Annotated in this window: 23 protein-coding genes; 8 read left to right on the top strand and 15 right to left on the bottom strand. The window is 69.6% G+C overall.

The window, feature by feature from the left end:
* The first annotated feature begins 41 nt into the window (after nucleotides 1-41).
* Both OG266_RS43305 and OG266_RS43300 read left to right on the top strand, forming a co-directional pair.
* Nucleotides 42-434 carry a RidA family protein gene (locus OG266_RS43305; protein ID WP_371552325.1) on the top strand — a complete coding sequence of 131 codons (393 nt, stop codon included), beginning with the start codon at nucleotides 42-44 and terminating at the stop codon, nucleotides 432-434.
* A 49-nt stretch (nucleotides 435-483) separates the two neighbouring features.
* A complete protein-coding gene (locus OG266_RS43300; RefSeq protein WP_371552324.1) occupies nucleotides 484-1,428 on the top strand; it encodes an alpha/beta hydrolase in 945 nt (314 codons plus the stop codon).
* A 122-nt stretch (nucleotides 1,429-1,550) separates the two neighbouring features.
* On the opposite strand, the gene OG266_RS43295 is transcribed toward OG266_RS43300, so the two are convergent.
* Nucleotides 1,551-2,306 (bottom strand): SDR family NAD(P)-dependent oxidoreductase, encoded by a 756-nt coding sequence (locus tag OG266_RS43295; RefSeq protein ID WP_371552323.1) that lies wholly within the window; start codon nucleotides 2,304-2,306, stop codon nucleotides 1,551-1,553.
* 15 nt (nucleotides 2,307-2,321) lie between these two features.
* Nucleotides 2,322-3,800: an FAD-dependent monooxygenase gene (locus OG266_RS43290; RefSeq protein WP_371552322.1), complete on the bottom strand. Its 1,479-nt coding sequence runs from the start codon at nucleotides 3,798-3,800 to the stop codon at nucleotides 2,322-2,324.
* A 70-nt stretch (nucleotides 3,801-3,870) separates the two neighbouring features.
* Here OG266_RS43290 and OG266_RS43285 point away from each other — a divergent pair, with 70 nt between their 5' ends.
* Complete coding sequence (locus tag OG266_RS43285) at nucleotides 3,871-4,482, top strand: TetR/AcrR family transcriptional regulator C-terminal domain-containing protein (RefSeq protein WP_371552321.1); 612 nt, start codon at nucleotides 3,871-3,873, stop codon at nucleotides 4,480-4,482.
* 67 nt (nucleotides 4,483-4,549) lie between these two features.
* On the top strand, nucleotides 4,550-5,140 hold the full coding sequence (locus OG266_RS43280) for a cupin domain-containing protein (protein ID WP_266470234.1): 591 nt from the start codon (nucleotides 4,550-4,552) through the stop codon (nucleotides 5,138-5,140).
* Between the two features lie 15 nt (nucleotides 5,141-5,155).
* Here OG266_RS43280 and OG266_RS43275 read toward each other — a convergent pair whose 3' ends face one another.
* The 6 genes from OG266_RS43275 to OG266_RS43250 all read right to left on the bottom strand — a co-directional run bounded on the left by OG266_RS43275 (nucleotide 5,156) and on the right by OG266_RS43250 (nucleotide 10,520).
* The gene (locus tag OG266_RS43275; RefSeq protein ID WP_371552320.1) at nucleotides 5,156-5,851 is read right to left on the bottom strand and encodes an alpha/beta fold hydrolase; all 696 of its coding nucleotides are present in this window, start codon (nucleotides 5,849-5,851) and stop codon (nucleotides 5,156-5,158) included.
* A gap of 340 nt (nucleotides 5,852-6,191) precedes the next feature.
* The gene (locus tag OG266_RS43270) at nucleotides 6,192-6,434 is read right to left on the bottom strand and encodes a DUF397 domain-containing protein (protein WP_266470230.1); all 243 of its coding nucleotides are present in this window, start codon (nucleotides 6,432-6,434) and stop codon (nucleotides 6,192-6,194) included.
* A gap of 83 nt (nucleotides 6,435-6,517) precedes the next feature.
* Complete coding sequence (locus tag OG266_RS43265; RefSeq protein ID WP_266470228.1) at nucleotides 6,518-7,684, bottom strand: thiolase domain-containing protein; 1,167 nt, start codon at nucleotides 7,682-7,684, stop codon at nucleotides 6,518-6,520.
* Entirely contained in the window at nucleotides 7,681-8,730 is a 1,050-nt protein-coding gene (locus OG266_RS43260; protein WP_371552319.1) for a thiolase domain-containing protein, read from the bottom strand. The genes OG266_RS43265 and OG266_RS43260 overlap by 4 nt, the downstream gene beginning before the upstream one ends.
* Nucleotides 8,727-9,674, bottom strand: a complete 948-nt coding sequence (locus OG266_RS43255; protein WP_371552318.1) for a Zn-ribbon domain-containing OB-fold protein — start codon at nucleotides 9,672-9,674, stop codon at nucleotides 8,727-8,729. The genes OG266_RS43260 and OG266_RS43255 overlap by 4 nt, the downstream gene beginning before the upstream one ends.
* Nucleotides 9,675-9,719: 45 nt before the next feature.
* Complete coding sequence (locus OG266_RS43250) at nucleotides 9,720-10,520, bottom strand: crotonase/enoyl-CoA hydratase family protein (protein ID WP_371552317.1); 801 nt, start codon at nucleotides 10,518-10,520, stop codon at nucleotides 9,720-9,722.
* Between the two features lie 251 nt (nucleotides 10,521-10,771).
* Here OG266_RS43250 and OG266_RS43245 point away from each other — a divergent pair, with 251 nt between their 5' ends.
* Nucleotides 10,772-12,394 (top strand): acyl-CoA synthetase, encoded by a 1,623-nt coding sequence (locus tag OG266_RS43245; protein ID WP_371552316.1) that lies wholly within the window; start codon nucleotides 10,772-10,774, stop codon nucleotides 12,392-12,394.
* Between the two features lie 27 nt (nucleotides 12,395-12,421).
* On the opposite strand, the gene OG266_RS43240 is transcribed toward OG266_RS43245, so the two are convergent.
* From OG266_RS43240 to OG266_RS43230, 3 genes are all read right to left on the bottom strand, one after another.
* On the bottom strand, nucleotides 12,422-13,915 hold the full coding sequence (locus OG266_RS43240; protein ID WP_371552315.1) for an acyl-CoA synthetase: 1,494 nt from the start codon (nucleotides 13,913-13,915) through the stop codon (nucleotides 12,422-12,424).
* A 119-nt stretch (nucleotides 13,916-14,034) separates the two neighbouring features.
* Nucleotides 14,035-14,595 (bottom strand): class IV adenylate cyclase, encoded by a 561-nt coding sequence (gene cyaB / locus OG266_RS43235; RefSeq protein WP_371552314.1) that lies wholly within the window; start codon nucleotides 14,593-14,595, stop codon nucleotides 14,035-14,037.
* Between the two features lie 106 nt (nucleotides 14,596-14,701).
* Nucleotides 14,702-15,085: a VOC family protein gene (locus tag OG266_RS43230; RefSeq protein ID WP_371552313.1), complete on the bottom strand. Its 384-nt coding sequence runs from the start codon at nucleotides 15,083-15,085 to the stop codon at nucleotides 14,702-14,704.
* A gap of 194 nt (nucleotides 15,086-15,279) precedes the next feature.
* Here OG266_RS43230 and OG266_RS43225 point away from each other — a divergent pair, with 194 nt between their 5' ends.
* Nucleotides 15,280-16,419: a winged helix DNA-binding domain-containing protein gene (locus OG266_RS43225; protein WP_371552312.1), complete on the top strand. Its 1,140-nt coding sequence runs from the start codon at nucleotides 15,280-15,282 to the stop codon at nucleotides 16,417-16,419.
* Here the strand turns inward: OG266_RS43225 and OG266_RS43220 are convergent.
* Together OG266_RS43220 and OG266_RS43215 are read right to left on the bottom strand one after the other, a co-directional pair.
* On the bottom strand, nucleotides 16,416-17,990 hold the full coding sequence (locus tag OG266_RS43220) for an acyl-CoA synthetase (RefSeq protein ID WP_371552311.1): 1,575 nt from the start codon (nucleotides 17,988-17,990) through the stop codon (nucleotides 16,416-16,418). The two genes, OG266_RS43225 and OG266_RS43220, sit on opposite strands and share 4 nt — an antisense overlap.
* Entirely contained in the window at nucleotides 17,987-19,099 is a 1,113-nt protein-coding gene (locus OG266_RS43215) for an NAD(P)H-dependent flavin oxidoreductase (protein WP_371552310.1), read from the bottom strand. The genes OG266_RS43220 and OG266_RS43215 overlap by 4 nt, the downstream gene beginning before the upstream one ends.
* Before the next feature lie 171 nt (nucleotides 19,100-19,270).
* Here OG266_RS43215 and OG266_RS43210 point away from each other — a divergent pair, with 171 nt between their 5' ends.
* A complete protein-coding gene (locus OG266_RS43210) occupies nucleotides 19,271-21,070 on the top strand; it encodes a serine hydrolase (protein ID WP_371552309.1) in 1,800 nt (599 codons plus the stop codon).
* 107 nt (nucleotides 21,071-21,177) lie between these two features.
* Nucleotides 21,178-21,765, top strand: a complete 588-nt coding sequence (locus tag OG266_RS43205; protein WP_266470203.1) for a dihydrofolate reductase family protein — start codon at nucleotides 21,178-21,180, stop codon at nucleotides 21,763-21,765.
* Here the strand turns inward: OG266_RS43205 and OG266_RS43200 are convergent.
* Together OG266_RS43200 and OG266_RS43195 are read right to left on the bottom strand one after the other, a co-directional pair.
* Nucleotides 21,762-23,333, bottom strand: coding sequence for a phytoene desaturase family protein (locus OG266_RS43200; RefSeq protein WP_371552308.1), 1,572 nt, complete (start codon nucleotides 23,331-23,333; stop codon nucleotides 21,762-21,764). The two genes, OG266_RS43205 and OG266_RS43200, sit on opposite strands and share 4 nt — an antisense overlap.
* 216 nt (nucleotides 23,334-23,549) lie before the next feature.
* Nucleotides 23,550-25,829 carry a tetratricopeptide repeat protein gene (locus tag OG266_RS43195; protein ID WP_371552307.1) on the bottom strand — a complete coding sequence of 760 codons (2,280 nt, stop codon included), beginning with the start codon at nucleotides 25,827-25,829 and terminating at the stop codon, nucleotides 23,550-23,552.
* Between the last annotated feature and the right edge of the window lie 34 nt (nucleotides 25,830-25,863).

Genomic DNA, 25,863 nt, shown 5'->3' with positions numbered 1-25,863 from the left:
GATCCCGAAACGAGACTGGAGACGCAATGTCGATTCAACGAGTGAACCCGGACACCGTCGCGCCCCCGATCCAGGGCCTCTACACCCACGCGGCGATCGGCACGGGCAGCCGCTTCATCGCGATCGCCGGGCAGATCGCGCTCGACTCCGACGGCGAGCTCGTCGGACCTGGAGACCATGAAGCGCAGGCCGAACAGGCCTTTCGTAACTTCAAGGCCGCGCTGGAAGTCGCCGGCGCCACCCCGGACGATCTGATCAAGAACACGATTCACGTCGTCGGTCACAGACCTGAGTTGATCGGCCCCATCTTCGCTGCGGGGCAGCGTGCTTTTGACGGCAAATGGCCGGTATCGGCGAGCACTTTCCTCGGTGTGCAGACGCTCGGCCTCCCCGAGTGGCTCATCGAGGTCGACGGGTTCGCGGTTCTGCGGTGAGGCACGCCCACTTCCCCCGCATGCACGCAGCTACGACAAAGGATTCCTGATGCCGCTTCTCCCTGGCGTGCAGCGCCTCATCGACATGGCCTCGGACGGTCCGTCGTTGTCGGACATTCCCATTCAGCAGGCCCGGCTTCAACTCGACACGTTGGCGGCGAGTTTCGGCACGGGTGACCGAGTCGGCTCCACCTCAGACATCGACATCCCGACACCGTCGGGAACCGTCCGCGCGAGGGTCTATCACCCGGAAGAGAGCTCTGGCCTGCCGCCACTGCTGTACTTCCACGGCGGCGGATGGTCGGTCGGTGGGCTCAGCACCTCCGACGCCCTGTGCCGCAAACTCACCGCACGCAGCGGGGGCGTGGTGGTGAACCTCGACTACCGGCTGGCACCCGAGAACCCGTACCCCGCCGCCGTCGAGGACGCGCTCGCCGCAGCGGCTTGGCTCAGCCGGAACGCCGCCGACCTTAATGCCGGCGGACCAGGGATCCTCGTCGGTGGTGACAGCGCCGGGGGCAATCTCGCCGCGGTCGTCGCGCAGGCCTCGCGGTCCACGGACGAGTTCACGGTACGTGCTCAACTGCTCATCTGCGCGGCGGTGAACCTCGGCCATCGCCGTGGCTCCTACGTCGAGTTCGCCAAGGGCTACTTCGTGTCGACGAGCGAGTTCGAGCACTGGATCAGCCTCTACGCCCCTGACCAGGATCTGTCGGACCCTCGGCTGTCTCCGGCCGCCGCCACCGAACTCGCGGGCACACCTGCCGCCTTGGTGGTCACCGCCGAGTACGACCCGCTCCGTGACGCCGGGGAGGAGTACGCCCGCGCTCTCCGAGCCGCCGGGGTCGACGTGTCCCTGTTCCGCGTCGACGGGCAGGTCCACGACTTCCCCGTGCTGGGCAATCTCATTCCAGAGGGGGACACGGCGGTCGACGCCATCGTCGATCGGTGGCGCGCGCTGCTCGCAGGCGGGCCTGAGGTGAACTCCGCCTGATTTCCCGAGTACAGAGCGGCCATCGCAATTTCCCGCGATGGCCGCTGCTTTGTGCCTGGGCCCAACCCAGGTAAGGGCGCGGGGAGTTGTGCCAGCCCCCCGCGCCTTGTGGTCGAACGACGTCAGAAACCGCGCCGGGCCCCGCCGTCGACCGACAGCATCACCCCGGTCACATAGGAAGCCGCCGGCGACAGCATGAACGCACCCGCGCGCCCGAACTCCTCCGGAACTCCGTACCGGCGGAGCGGGATCGCGGACTCGTTGGCGGCTCGCTGGGAATCGGGATCGGGGGCCAGGCCGTCCAGCTCGCGCATGCGATCCGTACCGATCCGCCCCGGCAGCAGCCCGAAGACGCGGATGCCGCGCGGGCCCAGCTCGTCCGCGAGGGACTTGGCGAACCCGGCGAGTCCGGGCCGCAGTCCGTTGGAGATGACCATCCCGGGCGCCGGTTCGTGCGCCGTGATGGACAGTACGAACCCGATGGAACCCCCGTCCCCCAGTTCCGCGGCGGCCGCCCGGCCGAGCCGTACCGCGCCCAGGAACACCGACTCGAACGCCGCCTGCCACTGCTCGTCGGTGTTGTCCGCCACGTTGCCCGCGGGCGGTCCGCCGACGCTGACGAGGATGCCGTCGAAGCCGCCGAACAACTCCCGTGCGGCGGCGATCAGTTGCTGCGGCGCCTGCGGGTCGGAGTTGTCCAAGGCGACTCCGGCCGCGTTCGGCCCCAGCTCGGCCGCTGCCTCGGCGGCGCGCTTCTCGTCGCGGCCGGTGACGACCACCTTGGCCCCGTCGGCGACCAGTTCGCGCGCGACGGCGTAACCCAGCCCGCGCGTCCCACCGGTGACGACGTACACCCTGTCCTTCAGCTCGAGATCCATGACTCCGGTCCCTTCCTAGCGGCCGAGGGCCGTGGTGACGACCGCGTCCACCTGCGCCGCCAGCTTGGTGTCGTCCTCCTCCGTCCAGGCCCACACGACGTGTCCGTCGGGCCGGATCAGGGCGGCGCGTACGCCCTCCCAGGCGTCCCGCGTCCGGTCGGGCGCCCCGCCCTGCACGGTGACCCGCTCCTGGACGAGGTCGGCGAGCGCGCCGTCGGCAGTGAGATCGAGCAGGACGTACGAGTCCGCCCGCAGCGCGCCGAACAAGGTGCTCTCCGTGCCGGTGAGGGCGAGGTCGGGGGCGCGGGTGCCGGTCACCGGGTGGGCCGTCGGGTCGGTGCTCGGGTAGGCGACGTCGAGCGCGGTGAGCCGGCCGGCCAGAAAGTCGCTGAACTCCCGTGACTCGGGGACCATCCGGCTGAGCAGGTCGCGCAGGGCGAGCCCCTCGGGCGAGAAGGCGTGGAACAGGTATGTCTGCGCGCGGCTGTGCTCCATCAACTGCTCGCCGACCGGGTACCGGTCGCTGTGGTAGCTGTCAAGGAGCCCGTCCGAGGCCCACCCGTCGATCGTCGCGGCCAGCTTCCAGCCGAGGTTGAAGGCGTCCTGGAAGCCGACGTTCATGCCGACGCCGCCGGTGGGGTAGTGCTGGTGGGCGGCGTCGCCCGCGAGCACGACGCGTCCGCGCCGGTAGTGGGTGGCAAGCCGGGTGGCGTTGCCGAAGCGGGAGAGCCAGGACGGGTCGCGCATGCCGAAGTCGTCACCGGCGATGTTGATGACCTTCTGCCGCAGTTCGTCCAGCGTGAGGTCGCCGGGCCACTCGGTGGTCGCGCTGTCGGGGCTGGTGCCGGCGATGCGCCAGCGGTTGTCGGGCAGCGGAATGATCATCAACCCGCCGCGCTCGTCGAAGCTGTTGAAGCCGGGCGGGGGCGGGTTGTCGAAGAGGACATCGCCGAGCCAGCCGAGGTAGGTGGAGGGCGTGCCGGGGAAGTCGATGCCGGCGGCCTCACGCACGGTGCTCCTGGTGCCGTCGCAGCCGGCGATGTACTCGGCCTGGATCTCGTACGGCCCCTCCGGCCCCTCCACCTGGACGGTCACCGAGTCCGCGTGCTCGGTGAAGCCGGTGACGCGATGCCCGCGCCGGATGGTGGCGCCGAGCCCGAGGGCGTACTCCTCGAAGAGCGCCTCGGTGCGAGCCTGGGGGATGAAGAGGGTGTAGGGGAACGGCGTGTCCAGGACGGAGAAGTCGAGCCGGTTCGCGAGGTTGGCGAAATGGCCGGTGGAGATCTTCAGGCTCTCGTCGAGGAACCGCTGGTGGATCCCGCGTGAGGCCAGTACTTCGACGCCGCGCGGGTGCACGGTGAGCGCCTTGGAGCGCTGGTCGATCTCGGTGCGTTCTTCCAGAACGGTCACGGAGATGTTGTTCAGCCGCAGTTCGGCGGCGAGCCAGAGCCCGACGGGGCCGCCTCCGGCGATGACGACCTGCTGAGTTTCCATACGATCACCCATTTCCTGGTCGAATTCTTGGTCACCGACCAAGGCCTTCGAGATGCAGTAAACTAGGTCAGTGACCAATAGGCAACAGAGCGACCGGCTGGATCCGGCCACGGTGATCCGCGCAGGACTGGACCTCCTGGACGAAAAGGGCCTGGACGCGGTGTCCACGAGAGCGGTCGCCGACCGTCTCGGCGTGCGGATCAACACCGTGCAGTGGCATGTGAAGACCAAGGCCCGAATGCTGGAGCTCATGGCGGACGCCGTACTCGGCGAGATCCCGCTGACCGGCCTGCCGGCCGCCCCCCACGAACGCGCCCGCGAGCTGACCCGGCGCTACCGCCGCGCCCTGCTGTCCCATCGCGACGGCGCCGCACTGGTGGTGGGTACCTACGCCGCCGAGCCGAACACCCTGCGCTTCGCGGAGACCCTGGTGGAAGCGCTGCTGAAGTCCGGCCTTGGCGACCGCGAGGCCGCGTGGACCGCGTGGGCGGTCACCTACTTCACCCTGGGCCTCACCCAGGAGGAGCAGGCGGTCGACCAGCGCCCACTGGGCGACATCCTGGCGAGCGCGATCTCCGGGACGACCTATCCCTCCCTCCACCGCGTGGCCGGACATCTCGCACCGACGTCCTTCGACGAGCGGTTCGAATTCGGGGTGGCTGCGATCCTCGCCGGGACGTAAGGGGAGGCCGGCCGATATTTGCCAACTCGGCAACATGCGTTGTCTATGAGGCGTGTATGTTACGACCATGGCGGACGACAACGAGCTGGACGCTTGGGTAGGTCATCGACTGAAAGACCTGCGCAGTGAACGCGGCATCACACTGGTGACCTTGTCCGAGCAGACCGGCATCTCCGTCACACACCTCTCCCGCCTGGAGAAGGGGCACCGGCAGCCGTCCATCGGCAGCCTCCTCCAGATCGCCCGGGTGTACGGGATCTCGGTGAGCGAGCTGATCCAGGAGCAGGAGCTGGAGGACTACCACCTCGTACGAGCCGACGATGCGGTCGAGCACCCCGGGCAGGACGGGCACTACACCGTCCTGAGCGGCCCGGGATCGACGATCGCGGTCATCCGTGTCGAGGTGGAGCCCGGAAAGTCGACCAAGGACGCCAAGCACGCGGGCGAAGAGTGGCTGCACATCCTGTCGGGCGACGTCGATTTCCGCCTGGACGGCAAGGACATCGCCCTGAGCGCCGGCGATTCCCTTCACTTCGACTCGTCGAAGGTTCACCGCTTGACCAACAAGGGCGAGAAACCGGCCACCGTGCTGGTCGCGTCGACCGCCGCGACGATGCCGATGCATCACCCGGTTCCGTCACCGAAACCCCGGCGCTGACCGTTCGCCGACCGGTCAGAGAAGCGCGAGCAGTTCGCGGGCCAGGACCTGCGGCTGCACCAGTACCTCGACGTGAGTGACCTCAGTAAGGGTGACAAGGCGGAACCCGCGCTTGGCCACTGCCGCAGCGGTGTCGTTGAAGAACTCCTGGGCCGCGCAGTGAATGTAGGTCACCTGCTTGCCATCGAGGACTTCCTCGCTGCCGGGTCCCAGCGGTTCGGCATGGGTGAGGCGAGGCATGGGGGTCAGGCCGTTCTCCAGCCACGTGGCGCCGTCCTCGTCTGCGCCGAGCGCGCGCGGGTCCAGCGGGGCGACCTCCCAGTCCGGGCCTCCCTCGGGGGCCGTGAACGCGTCCTCCAGCCAAGGAAGCACCGTGAAGGCCGACTCACCGGTGGTGGGGGCGAAGGCGTCCACGTACACGATCTGACTGATGCGATCCGGGGCGAGGGCCGCCACCCCGGTGATGACCATGCCGCCGTAGCTGTGGCCCACGAGGATCGCGTCGTCGACCCCCTCGATGGCGAGCAGGTCGGCGACCTCCTGGACATTGGCGGAGAGCCCCACATCCGGCCGGGACAGATCGTGTTTCTCGGCGAACCCGGTGAGCGTGGGAGTCAGTACACGGTGACCCGCCTCTTCCAGAACGGGCCGCATGCGGTCCCAGACCCATCCCCCACCCCAGGAACCATGAATCAGTACGAATGTCGCCATTTCGCTCTTCCTCCTGCGAGTCGCGCGTCCCTGCGGACGGCTGCTCCCAGGATCGGGCGAGCAGCACACACGGTCAACCCACAGGGCGATTTAATTTGCCCAGTAGGCAAACACCACCCCGCAGTCGCCCGCCCGTAAGCAGCCGAACCATGCACGCCGCGCACCAGACGACACCCGAAGAGAAGCGCAACAACGCCGCCGGTCATGTACCTCAGCGGCCTCGGGCCGACCCCCGAGAGGGATCGGTCGGCGTCGGTGCACTCCCGCCGACGCGTACAGCGGTCATCCTCCCCTCCTGACCTCAAGAAAGAAGGGAGGATCACCTCCGAAGCAGCACAGGTCAGGTCAGGTCGAACTCGCCCTCCCGCGCCCCCGACACGAACGCGCCCCATTCCGCCGGGGTGAAGATCAGGGAAGGGCTCTCGGGCCGGCCACTGTTGCGCATCGCGATGAAGCCCTCGACAAAGGCGATCTGGACGTCTCCCCGTCCTCGGCTGCTGGAATGCCACTCTGCTGCACTGAGGTCCAGCTCCGGCTTGTCCCAGCCCGCGAGCGGGTGCTGCTCAATGGTGCTTTCGGCCACGTCCGTGCTCCTCCCGGTTCGTCGTCCGCGGCCAGCCTAGCGATCGGTTCGGGCGGCGGACAGGCCACGTGAGGGGGACGGTTTCAGGAGGCGGGCGGCGCGGCCCCGACCAGCCACATCGAGAAGAACTGGGATCCGCCGCCGTAGGCGTGCCCCAGCACCCGGCGAGCCCCGTCGACCTGGTGATCTCCGGCCTGGCCGCGCACCTGAAGTGCCGCCTCGGCGAACCGGATCATGCCGGAGGCGCCGATCGGATTGGTGGAGAGCACCCCACCCGACATGTTGACGGGCAGGTCCCCATCAAGCTCCGTCACCCCGGATTCAGTGAGCTTCCAACCCTCTCCCTCCTCGGCGAAACCGAGGTTCTCCAGCCACATCGGCTCGTACCAGGAGAACGGTACGTACATCTCGACGGCGTCGATGTCACGGCGCGGGTCCGCGATCCCGGCCTGCCGGTACACGTCGGCCGCGCAGTCCTTGCCCGCCTGCGGCGAGACAAAGTCCTTGCCCGCGAAGAGCGTTGGCTCGCTGCGCATCGCGCCGCCGTGCAGCCAGGCGGGCGGCCGCGGCGAACGGGCCGCCCCCGCGCGGTCGGTGAGAACCATCGCGCACGCCCCGTCCGAGGACGGGCAGGTCTCGGAGTACCGGATCGGGTCCCACAGCATGGGCGAGGCCTGGACCTTCTCCAGCGTGATGTCGTGCTCGTGGAGATGCGCGTACGGGTTCTTGAGCGCGTTGCGACGGTCCTTGTACGCGACCAGCGAGCCGACCGTGTCGGGCGCGCCCGTGCGCCGCATGTACGCCCGTACGTGCGGCGCGAAGAAGCCGCCCGCCCCGGCGAGAAGCGGCTGTGTGAAGGGGATCGGCAGCGACAGGCCCCACATGGCGTTCGACTCGGACTGCTTCTCGTAGGCGAGGGTCAGGACGGTGCCGTGGACGCGCCCCGCGATCAGGTTGGTGGCGACGAGTGCCGTCGATCCGCCGACCGAGCCCGCCGTGTGCACCCGGAGCATCGGTTTGCCGACGGCACCGAGCGCGTCGGCGAGATAGAGCTCCGGCATCATGACGCCCTCGAAGAAGTCGGGCGCCTTGCCGATGACGACCGCGTCGATGTCCGCCCACGTCAACTCGGCGTCGGCCAGCGCTCGTTGGGCGGCCTCGCGGACCAGTCCCGCCATCGACACGTCCCGTCGGGCGGCCACATGCTTGGTCTGGCCGATGCCTACGACGGCCACGGGCTCCTTGCTCATCGGGCATCCCCTTCGAGTACGGCGACCAGGTTCTGCTGGAGGCACGGGCCCGAAGTGGCATGGGCCAGCGCCCGGTCGGACTCACCGCGATGGATACGGGCGGCGGCCTCACCGATGCGGATGAGCCCCGTCGCCATCACCGGGTTGGCGGCGAGTGCCCCTCCGGAGGGGTTGACGCTCACCTCGTCCCCCAGGCGCAGCGACTTGCGCAGGACGACCTCCTGGGAAGTGAACGGTGCATGCAACTCGGCGGTGTCCACGGGCCGTTCGAAGGCGCCGGCCCGCTCGGCGGCGAGGCGCGTGGACGGCGAGTCGGTCAGGTCGCGGACGCCGAGGCTGTGCGCCTCGATGCGGTGGTCGATGCCCCGGATCCAGGCGGGCCGCTCGCAGAGCTCGCGGGCCCGCTCCCCCGCCGCGAGGATCACGGCGGCGGCTCCGTCGCCGATGGGCGGGCAGTCGCCGGTGCGCAAGGGACGTACGACGTAATCGCCCTGAGCAACCGAACCCCTCAGCTGGGCATGGGAGTTGGCGGATGCCGACGCGCGGCTCCGGGAGGCCACACCGGCGAGCGCGGGTTCGTCGGTCTCGCCCGCGTCGATGAGCGCCTGCGCCTGCAGTGCCGCGAGCGCGACGGAGTCCGGCCAGAGCGGCGCCAGGTAGTACGGGTCGAGCTGCCGGGTCAGGACGTCCCGTACGGAGCCGGGCGACGACTTGCCGTACCCGTACACGAGCGCCGTGTCGGCGTCGCCGGTCAGCAGCTTGGTCCACGCCTCGTACAGTGCCCAGGCGCCGTCCATCTCCACGTGCGACTCGGAGATCGGCGGCCAGGCGCCCACCCCGTCGAGCGCCATGGTGAAGGAGAAGGCACGGCCCGCGAGGTAGTCCGTGGAGCCGGAGCAGGTGAAGCCGATGTCGCTCGTCTTCAACCCCGTCTGGTCGAGGACGTCGTGCAGGACCGGGATGAGCATCTCCACCTCGGAGTGCTCGTCGCTGGTGCGCCGGTGGTCGGTCTGCGCGAAGGCGACCACGGCAATCTCACGCGTCACAGCAGCTCCTTGTACATCTCGTAGTCCGCATCCGGCTCGCCGGTCGGCCGGTAGTGCTCGGGGTAGCGGCCACCCTCCGTCCACACCGGCTCGACGCGCAGCCCCATCCGCACCTGGTCGTAGGGGATGCCGCCGATACGGCCGTGCAGCGCGAGGTCCGCGCCGTCGAGGGCGATGTGCGCGTAGACGTAAGGCACTTCGATGTCGAGGTTCTTCGCCTTGATGTTGACGATGCAGTACGTCGTGACCGTGCCGCCCGGACCCACTTCCACCTGCTCCGATGTGGCCACGCCACATGTGGGGCACGCACCCCTGGGCGGGACGTACACCTTGCGGCAGGACGGGCAGCGTTCGCCGACGGTCCGCTGCTCGGCGAGGGCGTTGATGTAGGCGGACTGGGCGCGGCCCGGCGAGTAGACGTAGTCGAGGCGGGCCGGGGCGACGATTCCGGTGACCATGTCCTCGAAGCGGCCGTCGTGCCCCTGCCCGGTGGGCTCCGACGGATCGCCGTCGTACGGCTCGAAGCAGGCGATGTCGGTGATGGCACCGGAGCGTTCGCCGGCCCAGCGGATGCGGACGCGCATGCCGGTGTGGACGGCGTCGGGGCCGGGGGCATCGAGTGCGTGCAGCAGGCCGGTGTCGGCGCCGTCGAGCCGGACCAGGACCCAGGCGAAGGGGGTGTCGAGGGGCTGGCCGCGGCGGGGTTCGTGATTCCACGCCCAGGTGGTGACGGTGCCGGTGGGCGCGACTTCGACGAGGTCGCGTATCTCCTCGGCGGTGACGGGGTCGTACTCGACGGGCGGGACGAGGGTGCGGCCGTCGCCGGTCCGCACGCCGAGCACGACGCGCTCGCGGAGACCGGTGAGGAACGCGCTCTGGACGGGGCCGAGCGAGCGGGTGAAGGGGAACTCGACGACGAGGGGGGCTTTGAGGACTTCGGGCATCCCGGATGTCTCCTTCGGAGGTCAGGCGCGAGTCTCTTTCGGAGATCAGGCGCGCCGGTAGACGGGCGGGCGCTTCTCGGCGAAGGCCCGGGACCCCTCCTTGGCGTCGGCGGTGTCGAAGACCGGCCAGCCGCGGGCCAGTTCGGCGGCGAGCCCGTCGGTCTCGGTCATCTCGGCGGTCTCGTACACGGATGCCTTGACGGCCTCGACGGCCAGCGGGCCACAGGCGTTGATCTGCTCGGCAATCGCGAGGGCCTTCTCCAGGGCGGTGCCGTCGGGGACGACATGCCCGATCAGGCCGATGTCGGCGGCTTCCCGCGCCGTGTACGGGCGGCCGGTGAGCAGCATTTCGAGGGCGTGGGTGCGCGGGATCTGCCGCTGGAGGCGGACCGTCGAGCCGCCGATCGGGAACAGGCCTCGCCGCACCTCGAAGAGCCCGAAGGTGGCCGACTGGCCGGCGACACGGATGTCGGTGCCCTGGAGGATCTCGGTGCCGCCCGCGACGCAGTGCCCTTCGACGGCGGCGATCACCGGCTTGCGGGGACGGTGGTGACGGAGCATCGCCTTCCAGTGCAGATCCGGGTCCGCCTTCATCCGGTCCCGGTACTGCTGGCCGTCCATGCCCTGGCCTGCCAGCGCCTTGAGGTCCATCCCGGCGCAGAAGGCGCCCCCCGCACCGGTGAGCACGATCGAGCGGATCGCGTCGTCCTCGTCGGCCTCGATCCAGCCGTCGTACAGGCCGACCAGCATCGGCAGCGAGAGCGCGTTCTTGGCCTCGGGCCTGTTGAGCGTGAGTACCAGTGTGGCGCCTTCGCGCTGCACGGTGAGGTGTTCTGTACCACCCATTTGGCTTCCTCCCCGTCTGGGACCGTCCCGGACCGTCTCCGGTCGCCTCCGGTCGTGCAGTCGTCTCCGACCGTCTCGGATGCGAGAACAGGTTGCAGGAGGCGCGGAGCCAGTACAAGAGTTTTCTGACAGGTAGTCAGATTTCTTCTGCGCGGACCCTTCACAGTTGGGTCCGGCTTTGCTCTGATGACCGTCGAGCCGATGGCGCCGAGCCGATGGGCCGCCAAAGTCGTCCGGGGTCAGGAGGAGCGGTGGAGTACAACCTTGCCGACCTGTTCGAGTCGGTCGTCGACGTGGTCCCCGACCGCGAGGCACTCGTGTACATCGACCACCCCGGCACGGGCGCGGAACGCCGGCTGACGTACGCGCAGTTGGACGCGGCCGCGAACCGCATCGCGCACCATCTGATCGACAGCGGCGTCCGCCCCGGCGAGCACCTCGGGCTGCACCTCTACAACGGCATCGAGTACCTGCAGACCGTGCTGGCCTGCCTGAAGGCGCGGATCGTCCCGGTCAACGTGAACTACCGCTATGTGGAAGAGGAGTTGGTCTACCTCTACCGGGACGCGGATCTGGTGGCCCTGGTGTTCGACGCGGAGTTCACGGAGCGGGTGGCGGCGGCGCTGCCGCGAGCCTCGGCCCTGCGGCATCTCATACGCGTGGGGACGGCACCCACGTCCACTGCTGCTTCGCCGCCCCTAGTGGACTTCGCCGACGCGGAGGCCGCCGGATCCCCCGAGCGGGGTTTCCCGGCGCGCTCGGCGGACGACCAGTTCATCATCTACACCGGCGGCACGACCGGAATGCCCAAGGGTGTGATGTGGCGTCAGGAAGACCTTTTCTTCTCCGGGTTGGGCGGTGGGGCCCCGACGGGCGAGCCGGTCAAGAGCCCGGAGGAGCTGGCAGAGCGCGTCGCGGCCGGAGGCGAGGGCATCACCTTCTTCCCCACTCCCCCGCTGATGCACGGCACCTCGACACTCACCGCCTTCATCGGCTTCAACTTCGGTCAACGCATCGTGATCCACCGCAAGTTCGTGCCGGAGGAAGTACTGCGGACGATCGAGAAGGAGAAGGTCACCAGTGTGTCCCTGGTCGGCGACGCGATGCTGCGGCCACTGATCGACGCACTGAATGGCCCCTTGAAGGGCACCGACTGCTCCTCCATGTTCAGCGTGTCCTCGTCCGGCGCGATCATGTCGGAGACCGTGCGCGAGCAGTTCCAGACGCTCGTGCCGAACGTGATGCTGCTGAACAACTTCGGCTCGTCGGAGTCGGGCTTCAACGGCACGGCGACGGCCGACTCGGGGCCGGAGCGGGGTTTCCGGATCCGCGTCAACTCCCGTACCCAGGTGGTGGATCCGGCCACCTACGAGCCGGTCGCGGTCGGCGAACCGGGGCGGGTGGCACAGCGCGGCCACGTGCCCCTCGGCTACTACAACGACCCGAAGAAGACCGCCGAGACCTTCTTCCAGAAGGGCGACGAGCGCTGGGTACTCCTCGGCGACATGGCCACCGTCGACGAGGAGGGCATCGTCACCGTCCTCGGCCGCGGCTCCCAGTGCATCAACACCGGCGGCGAGAAGGTCTATCCGGAAGAGGTCGAACAGGCCCTCAAGTCCCATCCGGACGTCTACGACGCCCTCGTCGCCGGCGTACCGGACGAGAAGTGGGGCAACCACGTGGCAGCGGTGGTCCAACTCCGCCGTGGCGCGGACCACCCGTCCCTGGACGACATCCAGACCCACTGTCGCACCCACCTCGCGGGCTACAAGATCCCGCGCCAGCTCGTCATCACGGAGACCATCCAGCGGTCACCGAGTGGGAAGGCGGACTATCGGTGGGCACGGTCGGTGGCGGTGGAGTCGGCCGACTGAGTCTCCCGGGGCACAAAAGCCCGGGTCTCAGGCGAACCGCTCCCGCAACTCCCGTTTGAGGATCTTCCCGCTGGCATTGCGCGGCAACTCGTCCACGAACAGCACCTTCTTCGGCGCCTTGAAGTGCGCGAGCTTCTCCCGTGCGTGCGCGAGGAGTTCGGCCTCGGTGACCTCACCGCGGGGGACGACAACCGCCGTGACCGCCTCGATCCAGCGCTCGTCGGGGAGGCCGATCACCGCCACCTCGGCGACTCCCTCATGCGTGTACAGCGCGTCCTCGACCTGGCGTGAAGCGACCAGTACGCCACCGGAGTTGATGACGTCCTTCACCCGGTCGACGACGGTGAAGTAGCCGTGGGCGTCCCGCACGACGAGGTCCCCGGAGTGGAACCAGCCGTCGCGGAAGGCCTCGGCCGTCTCCTCCGGCTTCTCCCAGTAGCCCTCGCACAACTGCGGTGAGCGGTAGATGACTTCACCCTGAGTCCCGTCGGGCACCTCCTTGCCGTTCTCGTCGACCACCCGCGCGTCGACGAACAGGACCGGGCGTCCGCAGGAGTCCATCCGCCCCTTGTGCTCGTCGGGCGCGAGGACCGTGGCCAGGGGACCGATCTCGCTCTGGCCGAAGCAGTTGTAGAAGCCCAGCTTCGGCAGCCGTTCGCGCAGCCGTTCCAGAACGGGCACCGGCATGATCGACGCCCCGTAGTACGCCTTGCGCAGTCCGCTCAGATCACGTGCAGCGAAGTCGGGGCGGTTCGACAGGCCGATCCACACGGTGGGCGGCGCGAACAGGCTGTCCGCGCGGCCGGCCTCGATCAGGTCGAAGATCTGATCGGCGTCGGGCCCGTCGAGGATGATGTTCGTCGCACCGACCGCGAGATACGGCAGCAGGAACACGTGCATCTGCGCCGAGTGGTAGAGCGGCAGCGAGTGCACGGGACGGTCCCCCGCGCTCAGGTCGAGGGCGGTGATCGCGCTGAGGTACTCGTGCACGAGGGCGCGGTGCGTCATCATCGCGCCCTTGGGCAGGGCGGTGGTGCCCGAGGTGTAGAGCAACTGCACGAGGGTCTCGCTCCGCGGCTCGGCGCCGTCGTAGGCGGGTGCCGTGTCCAGCCGCGCAAGCAGTGAGTCGTCCGCGTCGCGCAGTGGCAAGGTGCGTACACCGTCCGGCAGTTGACCCGCGAGGTCCGGGTCGGCCAGGACCAGCGAACTGCCGGACTGACCGACGATGTACGCGAGGTCGTCGCCGGTCAGGTTCTGATTGACAGGCACGTGTACGAGTCCCGCGCGGGCGCAGGCCAGGAAACCGATGAGGTACACGTCCGAGTTGTGGCCGTAGGCTCCGACGCGGTCGCCCGGGTCGAGCCCTTGCTCCAGCAGCACGCTCGCCGCGCGGGAGACGGCCTCGTCGAGTTCCGCATAGGTCCAGGAGCGCTCGCGGTAGTCGACCGCGACGCGAGCCGGGACACGCCGGGCGCTGCGCCGCAGGACTCCGTCAACCGTGCTGCCGTGTTCAGGCTTCATGACACGTGATCCTGGGTCCGCCGCACGAAGGAGGTCAAGCTGACGCACGTAGATCGGCAGCGCCCACCCCAAGGCTCCGGGGTCACCCGATGGTGCGGGCGGGCAGTGCTCGGCCGGACTCATCGTCCTCCGCGCTGTGCCGCCACCGCCCCCGTGTACGTCTCCCGCGTCAGATCCTGAGGGCCGATACCGAGTTCGGCGAGGACCGCGCGTACGTCGTCCAGCGCGGCCGTGAAGTCGTCCTCGGCCGCCAGGGTTTCCACCTCCAGGAACGTCCCGTCGATCTCGGGAACCCGGACCAGCGTGGCGAACATCTGTCGGCCGCGGGCCTCGAAGTCGTAGTTGCGGCACCGCTTCGAGAAGGCGATCGCCGGAACATAGCCGAGCCCCTGCAGGATGGCGTGCGCCGCCTGGGAATCCTCAACACGGGTTTCACGCTCGGGCCTCGAGCCGGAGGCCTCGTCGACGGTCGCGTCCTTGAACGTCAGCAACGTCCGCAGGCCGTTCGGGCTGCGGACGGTCCGCACCCGCAACTCCTGGTCCTGTCTCTCCAGCAAGCCGTCGGGCAGATCGTAATAGGTGTCCTGGTACACCTCGAGGCGAGCCTCAGCACGCTCGTCCAGCTGCCCCATGACCGCCTCGGGCGAGCGAACCCGCGCCTTCAACTCCACCTCGATCACAGGTCGTTCCCTTCTTCAGACTTCGCGACGACGATGCCGATTCCCGCATCGAAGGCGCTGCCGAACATGGTGGAGTCCATGCGGATGAGCCGCCAAGTAGCCAGCTCTAACCGTCATCGCGGCACAGGCAGAAGGGATGCCCGGCCGGGTCGAAGAGCACGCGCACGTTGTCCTGCGGTTGACCCGGCGCCAGGGACGCTCCCATGGCGACGGCCTCGGCGACCGCCTCGTCCAGGTCGCCCACCTGGAAGTCGAAGTGCATCATCGGGCGCTGCTCCCCGTCGGCCGGTGGCCACACGGGCGGCCTGTATCCGGTGGCCTGCTGGAAGACGACGTAGACGGACCCCTGCGGCGGAGCGACGACGGCCGTGCCGGGCTCCTCGTGCACGATCGACCAGTCCAGCAGTTCCGCGTAGAAGCGGGCCAGGGCCCCCGGGTCCGGCGCTTCGAGCGCGGTCCCCCACCACATGCCGCTCGTTCGAGATCGCATGCTCGACCGTATCCCGGGGCTACCAGGGTCGGCACCTGTCCTTCGGATCACCATGCGGCCGGGGGCGCAGCTCTCTCCCCCCTCCCCCGGTCGACCGGGAATCGCGTCACCCGGTCACCCGACCCACCGACCCACCGAAGAGGCTCGCGAAACATCCTGGCGGTCGCGCGTCGGTCCCCGGCACAATCCTCGCCATGAAGATCACCGCGCGCGAGCTCAACCGGGCCACGCTGAGCCGCCAACTCCTGCTGGAGCGGGAGCCGCTGAACGTCGTCGATGCGGTGCGTCGCGTTGTCGCGCTGCAGGCGCAGCACCCCGCTTCGCCGTACCTCGCGTTGTGGAACCGACTCGAAGGCCTTTCCCTGGCCGATCTGGACGCCGCCTTCGCCGACCGCGCGGTCGTCAAGGCGACCCTGATGCGGATCACGCTGCACGCGGTTCATGCCGACGACTACCAAGTGTTCCGCGAGGCGATGCAGCCGACGCTGTACGGCTCGCGTCTGGGCTACCGCTTCGCTGAGGCGGGGCTCACTCCGGCGGACGGCGAGGAACTGGTGCCGGAGCTGCTGGCGTTCGCCGACCGGCCGCGGACGGCCGCCGAGATGCAGGAATGGGTCGAGGAGCGGCTCGGGGCGGAGAAGAAGGCAGGGGCGTGGTGGGGGCTGCGGGCGTATGCACCGCTGCTTCATGTACCGACGGGCGGGCCGTGGTCGTTCAACACCCGGTCGTCGTACGTCGCGGCGCGGACAGGGCCCGTGCCCACGGGGCGGGAGACGGCACCGCAGGCGCTGCAGAGGCTCGTCCTGCGCTATCTGGAAGGGTTCGGTCCGGCCTCGGTGGCGGACGTGGCCCAGTTCGCCATGGTGCAGCGCGCACCGATCCGCGCGGCTCTACGCGCACTGGGCGGCTCCCTCGATCAGTTCGAAGGACCCGACGGCACCAGCCTGTTCGACATCCCCGGCGCCCCGCGCCCGCCCTCGGACACCCCGGCCCCGCCTCGGGTCATGGCCATGTGGGACAGCACCCTGCTGGCCTACGCCGACCGCAGCCGCATGATCCCGCCGACCTATCGACGACTGGTGACCCGCAACAACGGCGACGTGTTGCCCACCCTGCTGGTCGACGGCTACGTCGCCGGCGTATGGCGCCCGGCTGACGGCGGCATCGAGGCCACGGCCTTCCACGACCTTCCGCCCGCGGCGTGGGAGGCACTCGCCGAGGAGGCGCGGTCACTGACCACGGTGCTGGCCGACCGCGACCCCCGGGCCTACAGCCGCTACGACCACTGGTGGGCCAAGCTTCCCAACCTTCAGGCACGACTCCTGCTGGCCTAGACCACTCGGGTGCGCCCCTCCCAATACGGATCCCGCAGCCGCCGCTTATAGAGCTTCCCGTTCGGATCGCGAGGCATCGTCTCGATGAAGTCGACGCTCTTGGGGCGCTTGTACCCCGCGAGTTGATGTTCGCAGTGGTCGAGGATGTCCGCGGCGAGGGCGGCGCCGGGCTCATGTCCGGGCGCGGCCTCGACCACCGCCTTGACCTGCTCGCCCCAGTCGTCGTGCGGGATACCGAAGGCGGCCGCGTCGGCGACGGCGGGGTGGGTGAGCAGCGCGGCCTCGATCTCGGCCGGGTAGATGTTGACCCCGCCCGAGATGATCATGTCGATCTTGCGGTCGCGGAGGAAGAGGTAGCCGTCCTCGTCGAGGAGGCCGAGGTCGCCGACGGTGAAGAAGTCGCCGATGCGGTTCTTCTTCGTCTTGCTCTCGTCCTTGTGGTACGAGAATCCGCCGGTGCTCATCTTCATGTAGACGGTGCCGAGTTCACCGGGCGGCAGCCGGTTGCCGTCGTCGTCGAAGACGGCGAGTTCGCTGATCGGCCAGGCCTTACCGACCGTGCCGGGCTTCTTCAGCCAGTCCTCGGCGGTCGCGAAGGCCCCGCCGCCCTCGCTGGCCGCGTAGTACTCCTCGACGCACTCGCCCCACCACTCGATCATGGCCCGCTTCACGTGGTCGGGGCAGGGCGCGGCGCCATGGATGGCATGCCGCATCGACGACACGTCGTACGCCTGCCTTATGTGGTCCGGCAACGCGAGCAGTCGGTGGAACTGGGTCGGGACCATATGAGTGTGCGTGCAGGCATGGGCATCGATGACACGGAGCATCTCTTCGGGTGTCCACTTGTCCATCAGCACCAGCCGGTGGCCGATGTGCAGGGACGCGCCCGCGAACTGGAGCACTGCGGTGTGGTAGAGCGGCGAGCAGACGAGGTGCACATTGTCGTCGTACGGCTTGATGCCGAAAATCCCGAGGAAGCCGCCGAGGTACGTCTCCTCGGGGAGCTTGCCGGGCAGCGGGCGCCTGATGCCGCGGGGGCGGCCCGTGGTGCCCGAGGTGTAGTTCATGACCCAGCCGAGGGTGCGGTCCTCCGGCGCCGACTCGGGCTGTCCGTCAAGGAGTTCGGCGTACGGCCGGAAGCCCGCGAGCGAGCCGACCGCGTAACGCTGCGTGGCGGGGAGCTTGGCCTCGTCGGCGGCATGGCGGGCGGCGTCCGCGAACCGTTCGTGCGCGATGAGCACCTTGGCGCCCGAGTCGGAGACGATCCAGGCGATCTCGGGGCCGACGAGGTGGTGGTTGACGGGGACGAGATAGAAGCCCGCCTGGGAGGCAGCGAGGTAGGCGACGAAGAACTCGACGCTGTTGGGGAGAACGACCGCGAAGGCGTCGCCGCGTGCGAGGCCGGCGGCGCGCAGGCCATGGACCAGCTGGTTGGCCGAGGCGTGCAGCCGGCCGGCGGTCCACTCGTCTCCGTCCGGGGTGATCAGGACCGTACGCCCCGGGTCCGCTGCGGCCTGGGCCCAGAAACCGTTCGGCGGCGTGGCCCCCGCCGCACTCGCAACCTTGCTCACGACTGCTCGCCCCTTCCCGCGATGCGGTTGATCCGGTCGACGGCGTGCTCGAACCCCCGGGTCAGGTCGTCGAAGACGGCCTGGACGCTGCGTTCGCTGTTCATCCGGCCGACGATCTGCCCGACCGGTGTGCCGAGCAGCGGCTCCACCTCGTACTTCTGGATCCGGGAGAGCGCCTCGGCCACGAGCAGTCCCTGCAACGGCATGGGAAGCGTGCCGGGCCCGTTCGGGTCGTCCCAGGCGTCGGTCCACTCGGTGCGCAGCTGACGTGCCGGCTTGCCGGTCAGCGCGCGCGAACGGACCGTGTCGCCGGATCCGGCGGCGAGCAGCTTCCGCGTGACGCCGCGCGAGTGCATGTCCGCCTCTGTCACGGTCAGCCACACGGAGCCGAGCCACACACCTTGGGCGCCGAGGCTGAGCGCGGCGGCCACCTGCTGCCCGCTGCCGATGCCGCCCGCCGCGAGTACGGGCAACGGGTCGACGGCGTCCACGACTTCCGGCGTCAGCACCATCGAGGCGATCTCCCCGGTGTGGCCGCCCGCCTCGTAGCCCTGCGCGACGACGACGTCGATGCCGCCCTCGGCGTGCTTGAGGGCGTGCCGGGCACTGCCCGCGAGGGCGGCGACGAGCGCTCCCTGCTTGTGGGCGCGCTCCACGACGTCGACGGGCGGGGAGCCGAGCGCGTTGGCGAGCAGCTTGATCGGGTAGTCGAAGGCGACGTCGAGCTGGTTGCGGGCGACCTGCTCCATCCACCCCGTGATACGCCACCCGGACACCTCGCCCTCGGCGAGTTCGGGTACGCCGTACTTGGCCAGGGTGTCCTTGACGTACTGCCGATGCCCCTCGGGGATCATCGCCTCGACGTCGGCTTCCGTCACACCCTCCACCTTCTTGGCCGGCATGACGACGTCCAGGCCGTAGGGCATGCCGTCGACATTGGCCTCGATCCAGTCGAGGTCGCGTTTGAGGTCGTCGGGGGCGGTGTAGCGGACCGCACCGAGCACACCGAATCCGCCCGCGCGGCTGATGGCCGCAGCGACGGCGGGAAACGGCGTGAAGCCGAAGATGGCGTGCTCGACTCCCAGTCTCTTGCTCAGCTCCGTCTGCATGGCCGCAGGATGCCGCAGTCCTCCGGACGAGGGAAGACCTTTTCTGATGCTCCGTCAGATTTACCGGAACCGCCTGCCACGGTTGACACACTCTCCCCCTGACAGGAAAGTTTCACCCCGCAAGGCGAACCAGGAAAGATACTTTCAGGCGGCGCGGCGGGAGACTTCTCGATGACCGATGAAGCAACGGGTGGAGCACACAGCCGACTGACCCGTCGTCAACTGGGCAGACGGGTGGCGGCCTTGGGAGGTTCCCTGGCCATCGCCCCCTTCCCCGCAGGACCCGCCGCATCCGCCGCTGCCGCCGGGGGAACCGGTGGCGGACTGCCGACACTGCGGCACGGATCGGCCGAGCGTGCCGGACTGCTGTCGGGCCATCTGCGCCAACTGGTCGCCGACGCCGAGGCGTTCCTCGGCCCCTCCCCCAGGCACCCCTGGTACGCGGGCGCCGTACTCCTCGCCGGGCGCGGCGGCACCGTGGCCCTGCACCAGCCGATCGGCATGGCGGTGCGCTATGCGGCGTACGACGAGAAGACCGACACCGGCGTCGAGTTCCCCGCCGACCAGCAGATCGCGGCGGCCGAGGACACCGTCTACGACCTGGCCTCCGTCTCGAAGCTGTTCACGTCGATCCTCACGGTCCAGCAGATCGAGCGCGGCGCGCTGGCTCTGGAGGCGACGGTCGCCTCGTACCTCCCCGAGTTCGCGGGCGGCGGCAAGCAGACCATCACGATCCGCCAACTCCTCACCCACACCTCAGGCTTCCGCGCCTGGATCCCCCTCTACAACGCGCCGACCCACGAGGGAAAGCTCCAACTCATCTGGAACGAGGCCCCGCTCAACCCCCCGGGCACCAAGTACCTCTACTCGGACCTGAATCTGATCTCGCTCCAGCTCGTCCTGGAGAAGATCACCGGCCGCACCCTCGACACCCTCCTCCACGAGGAGATCACCGCCCCGCTCGGCATGCACCGCACCCGCTACAACCCGCCCGCCTCCTGGAAGCCGAGGATCGCCGCCACCGAGGACGCACGGCTGCCCTGGTCGGGGCTGAACCGGGGCCTTGTGTGGGGCGAGGTGCACGACGAGAACGCGTACTCCCTCGGTGGTGTGGCCGGCCACGCGGGCGTGTTCTCCTGCGCCTGGGACCTGGCGATCCTCGGCCGCACGCTGCTCAACGGCGGCGCGTACGGCGGGGCGCGCATCCTGGAGCCGGAGACGGTGGACCTGATGTTCACCGACTTCAACACGGCCTTCCCGGGCGACGAGCACGGCCTCGGCTTCGAGCTCTACCAGCACTGGTACATGGGCGCGATGGCCACCCCGCGCACCGCGGGCCACACCGGCTTCACCGGCACCTCCCTCGTCCTCGACCCGACGACCGACTCCTTCCTGATCGTTCTCGGCAACTCCGTCCACCCCGCCCGCAGTTGGCGATCGGGCTCCGCTCCCCGGGTCGCCGCGGCGAACAACCTGGCCCGCGCCGTGCCGGTCCGCCCCGCGCGCGGCCGCACATCCTGGTTCTCCGGGATGACGGGCACGACGACGGCCACACTGACGCTGCCCGCGCTCGACACTGCCACCGGTCCCGTACGCCTGCGCTGCGCACTGTGGTGGGACACCGAACCCCAGGCGGACCGTCTCTCCCTGGAGACGTCGGCCGACGGCGGTACGACCTGGCAGCCGGTTCCCTTCACGACGGCCCCGCATGGCGAGGAACCGCAGGAGCACCCCACCGGCGCGGTCACCGGCTGGTCCGGACGGGTCTGGCACCGGCTCACCGCGGACCTGCCCCAGGTGCGGCAGCTCACCGCGCGCTGGCGGTATGCGACCGACCAGCTGTACGTCGGTCGTGGCGCCTACGTCGACGCGCTCCGGGTCGACTCCGGAGACCAGGTCCTCTTCGACGAGGCACGTCCGGCGGACGCCGCGCGCATTGTTGCGGTGGGCTGGGTGGCGTCCCGGGACTGAAGGCTCGAAGGTGAGATGTGTGCGTCACGGACCACAGATCCACCCGTGAAGGCCCACATCCACCATGAAGGCCCGCATCCACCGGGAACAGGAAAGGGAGCGACAGCATGGGAAGGATCATCGTCACCGAATTCGTCTCGCTCGACGGCGTCCTCGAGGCGCCCGGCGGAGGCGAGGGCTTCAAGTACGACGGCTGGAGCTTCGAGATCGACCGTGGGGACGAAGGCAACCAGTTCAAGCTCGAGGAGACGCACGACTCGGACGCGCTGCTGCTCGGCCGGGTCACCTACGAGGGGTTCGCCGCCGCCTGGCCCTCTCGCGAGGGCGAGTTCGCCGACAAGTTCAACAGCATGCCCAAGTACGTCGTCTCCTCGACCCTCGACAAGGCCGAGTGGAACAACTCCACGGTGCTCAGCGGCGATGTCGTCGAGGAGGTGGCGGCTCTCAAGGAGACGCAGCCCGGGAACATCGTGGTCCACGGCAGCGCCCGCCTGGTGCAGACCCTCATCGAGAAGGACCTCGTCGACGAGCTCCGCCTGATGGTCTTCCCAGTCGTCCTCGGGACCGGCAAGCGCCTCTTCGGCGCGACGTCCGACAAGAAGCGTCTGCGCCTGAAGGACTCCAGGGTCGTCGGCGACGGAGTCACCATCCTCACCTTCGAACGGGCGGGACAGCCGGACGAGGCAACCGCCTAGCGCGGCCCGCCAAGACCTGGCTCCTCCAGCATGGCCATCGCCGCGTTGTGCCCGGGCACCCCGCTCACCCCGCCGCCACGCACCGCGCCCGCCCCGCACAGCAGGACGTTCGCGTGCCGGGTCTCGACGCCCCAGCGTCCCGTGCCCTCCTGCGCGTACGGGAAGGCGAGATCGCGGTGGAAGATGTTGCCGCCGGGCAGCCGCAGGTCGCGCTCCAGGTCGAGTGGGGTCTTCGCCTCGATGCAGGGGCGGCCGTCGGCGTCGGTGGCCAGACAGCCGACGAGGGGTTCGGCGAGGTGGGCGTCCAGCTGCGCGATGGTCGACTTCAGCAGCTCATCGCGTACGGCGTCGTTGTCGCGAGCGAAGAGCCCGGCCGGCGTGTGCAGTCCGAAGAGGGTGAGGGTCTGGTAGCCCTGCTCGACCAGGTCCCGGCCGAGGATGCTCGGGTCGGTGAGCGAGTGGCAGTAGATCTCGGAGGGCGGCGCGGTGGGCAGCTCGCCGGCCGCCGCCTGCGCGTGGGCGGTGGCCAACTGCTCGTATCCCTCAGCGATGTGGAAGGTCCCGGAGAACGCCTCGCGCGGGTCGACGGAGGTGTCGCGAAGCCTCGGCAGCCGCTTCAGGAGCATGTTCACCTTGAGCTGGGCGCCCTCGGCGGGGGCGGGCGGTTCGTCGCCGGTGAGGCGCGCGAGCTCCTGCGGCGAGGCGTTCACCAGGACGTGCCGGGTCGCGACGACGCCCTCGCCGTCCGCGCTCCGGTAGGTGACCTCGGCGGCCCGCCCGTCCGTCTCGATCCGCACGGCCTCATGGCCGGTCGCGATCACGACGCCCGCGTTGCGCGCCGCCGCGGCGATCGCGTCCGTCAGGGCGCCCATACCGCCGACCGGCACGTCCCAGGCGCCGGTGCCGCCGCCGATCACGTGGTAGAGGAAGCAGCGGTTCTGCCGCAGGGACGGGTCGTGGGCGTCCGCGAAGGTCCCGATGAGGGCGTCGGTGAGGACGACACCGCGTACGAGGTCGTCGGCGAAGTACTCCTCCACGGCGGCGCCGACCGGCTCCTCGAAGAGCACCCGCCACGCCTCCTCGTCGTCGACACGCCGACGCAGCTCATCGCGCGTGGGCAAGGGCTCCGTGAGCGTGGGGAACACCCGCTGGGCGACGCGGCCCGTCATCCCGTAGAACCGCTGCCACGCCGCGTACTCACTGTCCGATCCGGTCAGCCGCGCGAACGCCTCACGGGTGCGCCGCTCACCACCGCCGACAAGCAGTCCGGTCGCCTTTCCGTCGCGCTCGACAGGCGTGTACGAGGAGACGGTGCGCCCGCGTACCCGGAAGTCCAGGCCGAGATCCCGCACGATCTTCCGCGGCAGCAGGCTGACCAGGTACGAGTAGCGCGACAGCCGCGCGTCGACCCCGGCGAACGGCCGCGTGGACACAGCGGCCCCACCGGTCGTCCCCAAGCGCTCAAGGACCAGCACCGACCGCCCGGCCCGGGCCAGGTAGGCAGCGGCGACGAGCCCGTTGTGTCCCCCGCCGACGATCACGGCGTCGTATCCCTCGAGTGCAGGCATGGTTCTTGGTAACACGTGATGATCTACGGCGGCCAGGGGTACGCGGCAGGCGGCGGGCACCCGTACGGGGCCGCGCCCCCGCAGGGGCGCGGGGAACTGCGCGACAAGCCCCCACAGCCCCGCAGCAAAAAACGACCCAGGGGGCCTGGGGCGCAGCCCCAGAAGGACGGGACGGGTAGGGGCGGAGGGGGCGAAATCCCACCACCCCAACCACACTCAATGCCCCCCGGACGCCCGCTGCTGCCGCAACGCAGCCACCCTCCGATACAGCTCCACGGCCTCCTGCCCCCGCCCCAGCTGCTCCAGACAGTGCGCCTCGTCGTTACGGCTGGCAAGCGCGTCGGGATGATCGGCCCCGAGCACCCGCTCGCGAGCGGAAGCCACCCCGCGATACTCGGTGAGCGCGTCGGCCCACCGACCGAGCCACCCAAGACCGACGGCAACCTCGCGCCGACTGACAAGAGTGTCCGGATGGTCGCCCCCGAGCACCCGCTCGCGGATGGCACACACGTCACGCGACTCCGCGAGGGCCTCCTCCCAGCGCCCCATGCGGCCAAGGTTGACCCCGAGACCGTGCCGGGCACGCAGGGTCTCGGGATGCGCGGAGCCGTGCACGCGAGTGCGGTCGTCGATCAGATCGCGGTACAGCTCAAGCGCCTGCGCACTGCGGCCGAGCCGCCCGAGGCTGATGCCGACCTCATAGCGGGCGGCGAGCGTGTCCGGATGATCGGGACCCAGCGCCTGCGCGCGAGCCTCGGCCACCTCCTGGTAGGTATGCAGCGCCTCGGGCCAACGCCCCAACTGTCCGAGCGCGTAAGCGACTTCGTACCGCGTGACGAGCGTGTCGGGGTGCATCGCGCCGAGCACCCGCGCACGGGCGGACGCCACCTCGCTCGCCATGCGGTACGAGTCCTCAAGGCGCCCGAGTCTGCTCAGGTTGAAGGCGAGGTTGTGGCGGCAGCGCAGGGTGTCGGGATGGTCGGGGCCCATGGCGCGCTCCCGGGCGGCGAGCACGGAAGTGTAGGCCTGGTGGGCCTCGAAGTGGCGGCCCAACTGGCCGAGGACATACGCCATTTCCTGCCGCGCGGCGAGCGTGTCGGGGTGGTCGGCGCCGAGCACCCGCTCCCTGGCCTGGGCGACATGCGCGTACTCGCGCAGCGCCTCGGCGGGGCGTCCGGTGCGGCTGAGCGTGAACCCGACCTCGTAGCGGGAGGCGAGCGTGTCGGGGTGGTCAGGACCGAGGGCGTGCTCCCGCTCGGCGGCGACCGCGCGGTGCACCTCGCCCGCCTCCGTCCACCGGCCGAGCCGCCCGAGACTCAGGCCGGCGTTGTGCCGCCCCGCCAGAGTGGTGATCAACTCCGGTGAGGGAGTGGGCCGTTCGGTGCGCTCGGGCGAGCGCGCCACAGCCGTGGACGGACGCGCGATCCACTCGCCGGTGAGGCCCGCAGAAGCGTCCGGGGGTGTGACGCGCAGCCCGGCGCCGGTCGCCTTGTGGCCCGTGGTCATGCCGCGGGTCCAGGAGGGCAGCCGGGGTTCGCGCGAGGGCGGCTGCTCGGGGCGCGCCTGGGCCGAGGGCGCCAACGGTCGCTGCTCCGGCCCCGGTTGCCGGATGGCGGGAGTCACCACGGTCGGCACGTACATCGGAGTGGTGCGGCCCGCGTTGATGCGGCGGCCGAGTTCGCGGGCGTCCTGCGGGCGCTCCTCAGGCTCCTTGGCGAGCAGATCCAGGATGATCTTCTCGAAGTACTCGGGGAGTTCGGCCCGGTGTCGGCGCGGCGGTTCGGGAGTCGTGTCCCGGTGTCCGACGAGCACAGCCCAAGCGTCGTCGAGGTCGAACGGCGGTGCCCCGGTGGCGATTTCGTAGAGCACGCACCCGAAGGAGTACAGGTCGCTGCGCTGGTCGACATGGGTGCCGCTGATCTGCTCCGGCGACATGTAGTGCGGGGTGCCCATCGCGATACCGGTGCCGGTCAGACGTGAGGTGAACCCGATGTCGTGGCCGAGGCGCGCGATGCCGAAGTCGCAGATCTTCACCGTGCCGTCGGTGAGCCGCATGATGTTCGCGGGCTTCAAGTCGCGGTGCACGATGCCCTGTTGATGGGTGTACGCGAGGGCCGCGGCCACCTGGTCGGCGACATCGACGACGTCGGCGACCGGCAGCGGGTGTTGCTTGTTGTCCTCCAGGAGTTGGCTGAGGTTCCGCCCTTCCAGCAGCTCCATCACGAGATACAGCACGCCGTCGGACTCACCGAAGTCATGGACGACCGTCACCCCGCGGTGCTGGAGGGCGGCGGCCACCCGGGCCTCGCGCCGGAACCGCTCCCGCAGCACTCGGGTGAAGGACTGATCGTGGTGCGGGCCGAGGGGCTTGAGGCACTTGACCGCCACATGCCGGCCCAGCGACTCGTCCCGCGCACGCCACACCTCACCCATACCGCCCCGCCCGATGAGATCGAGCAGCCGGTACCGGCTCTGGATCAGCCTGGTCTCCGCCATCTCCTGCGACCGCCCCCGTCGATACTCGCCCCGC

The sequence above is a fragment of the Streptomyces sp. NBC_00554 genome (assembly GCF_041431135.1).
Classification (GTDB): domain Bacteria; phylum Actinomycetota; class Actinomycetes; order Streptomycetales; family Streptomycetaceae; genus Streptomyces.
Note: the sequence above shows the minus strand (reverse complement) of the source record. Positions and strands in the feature narration are given on the sequence as shown.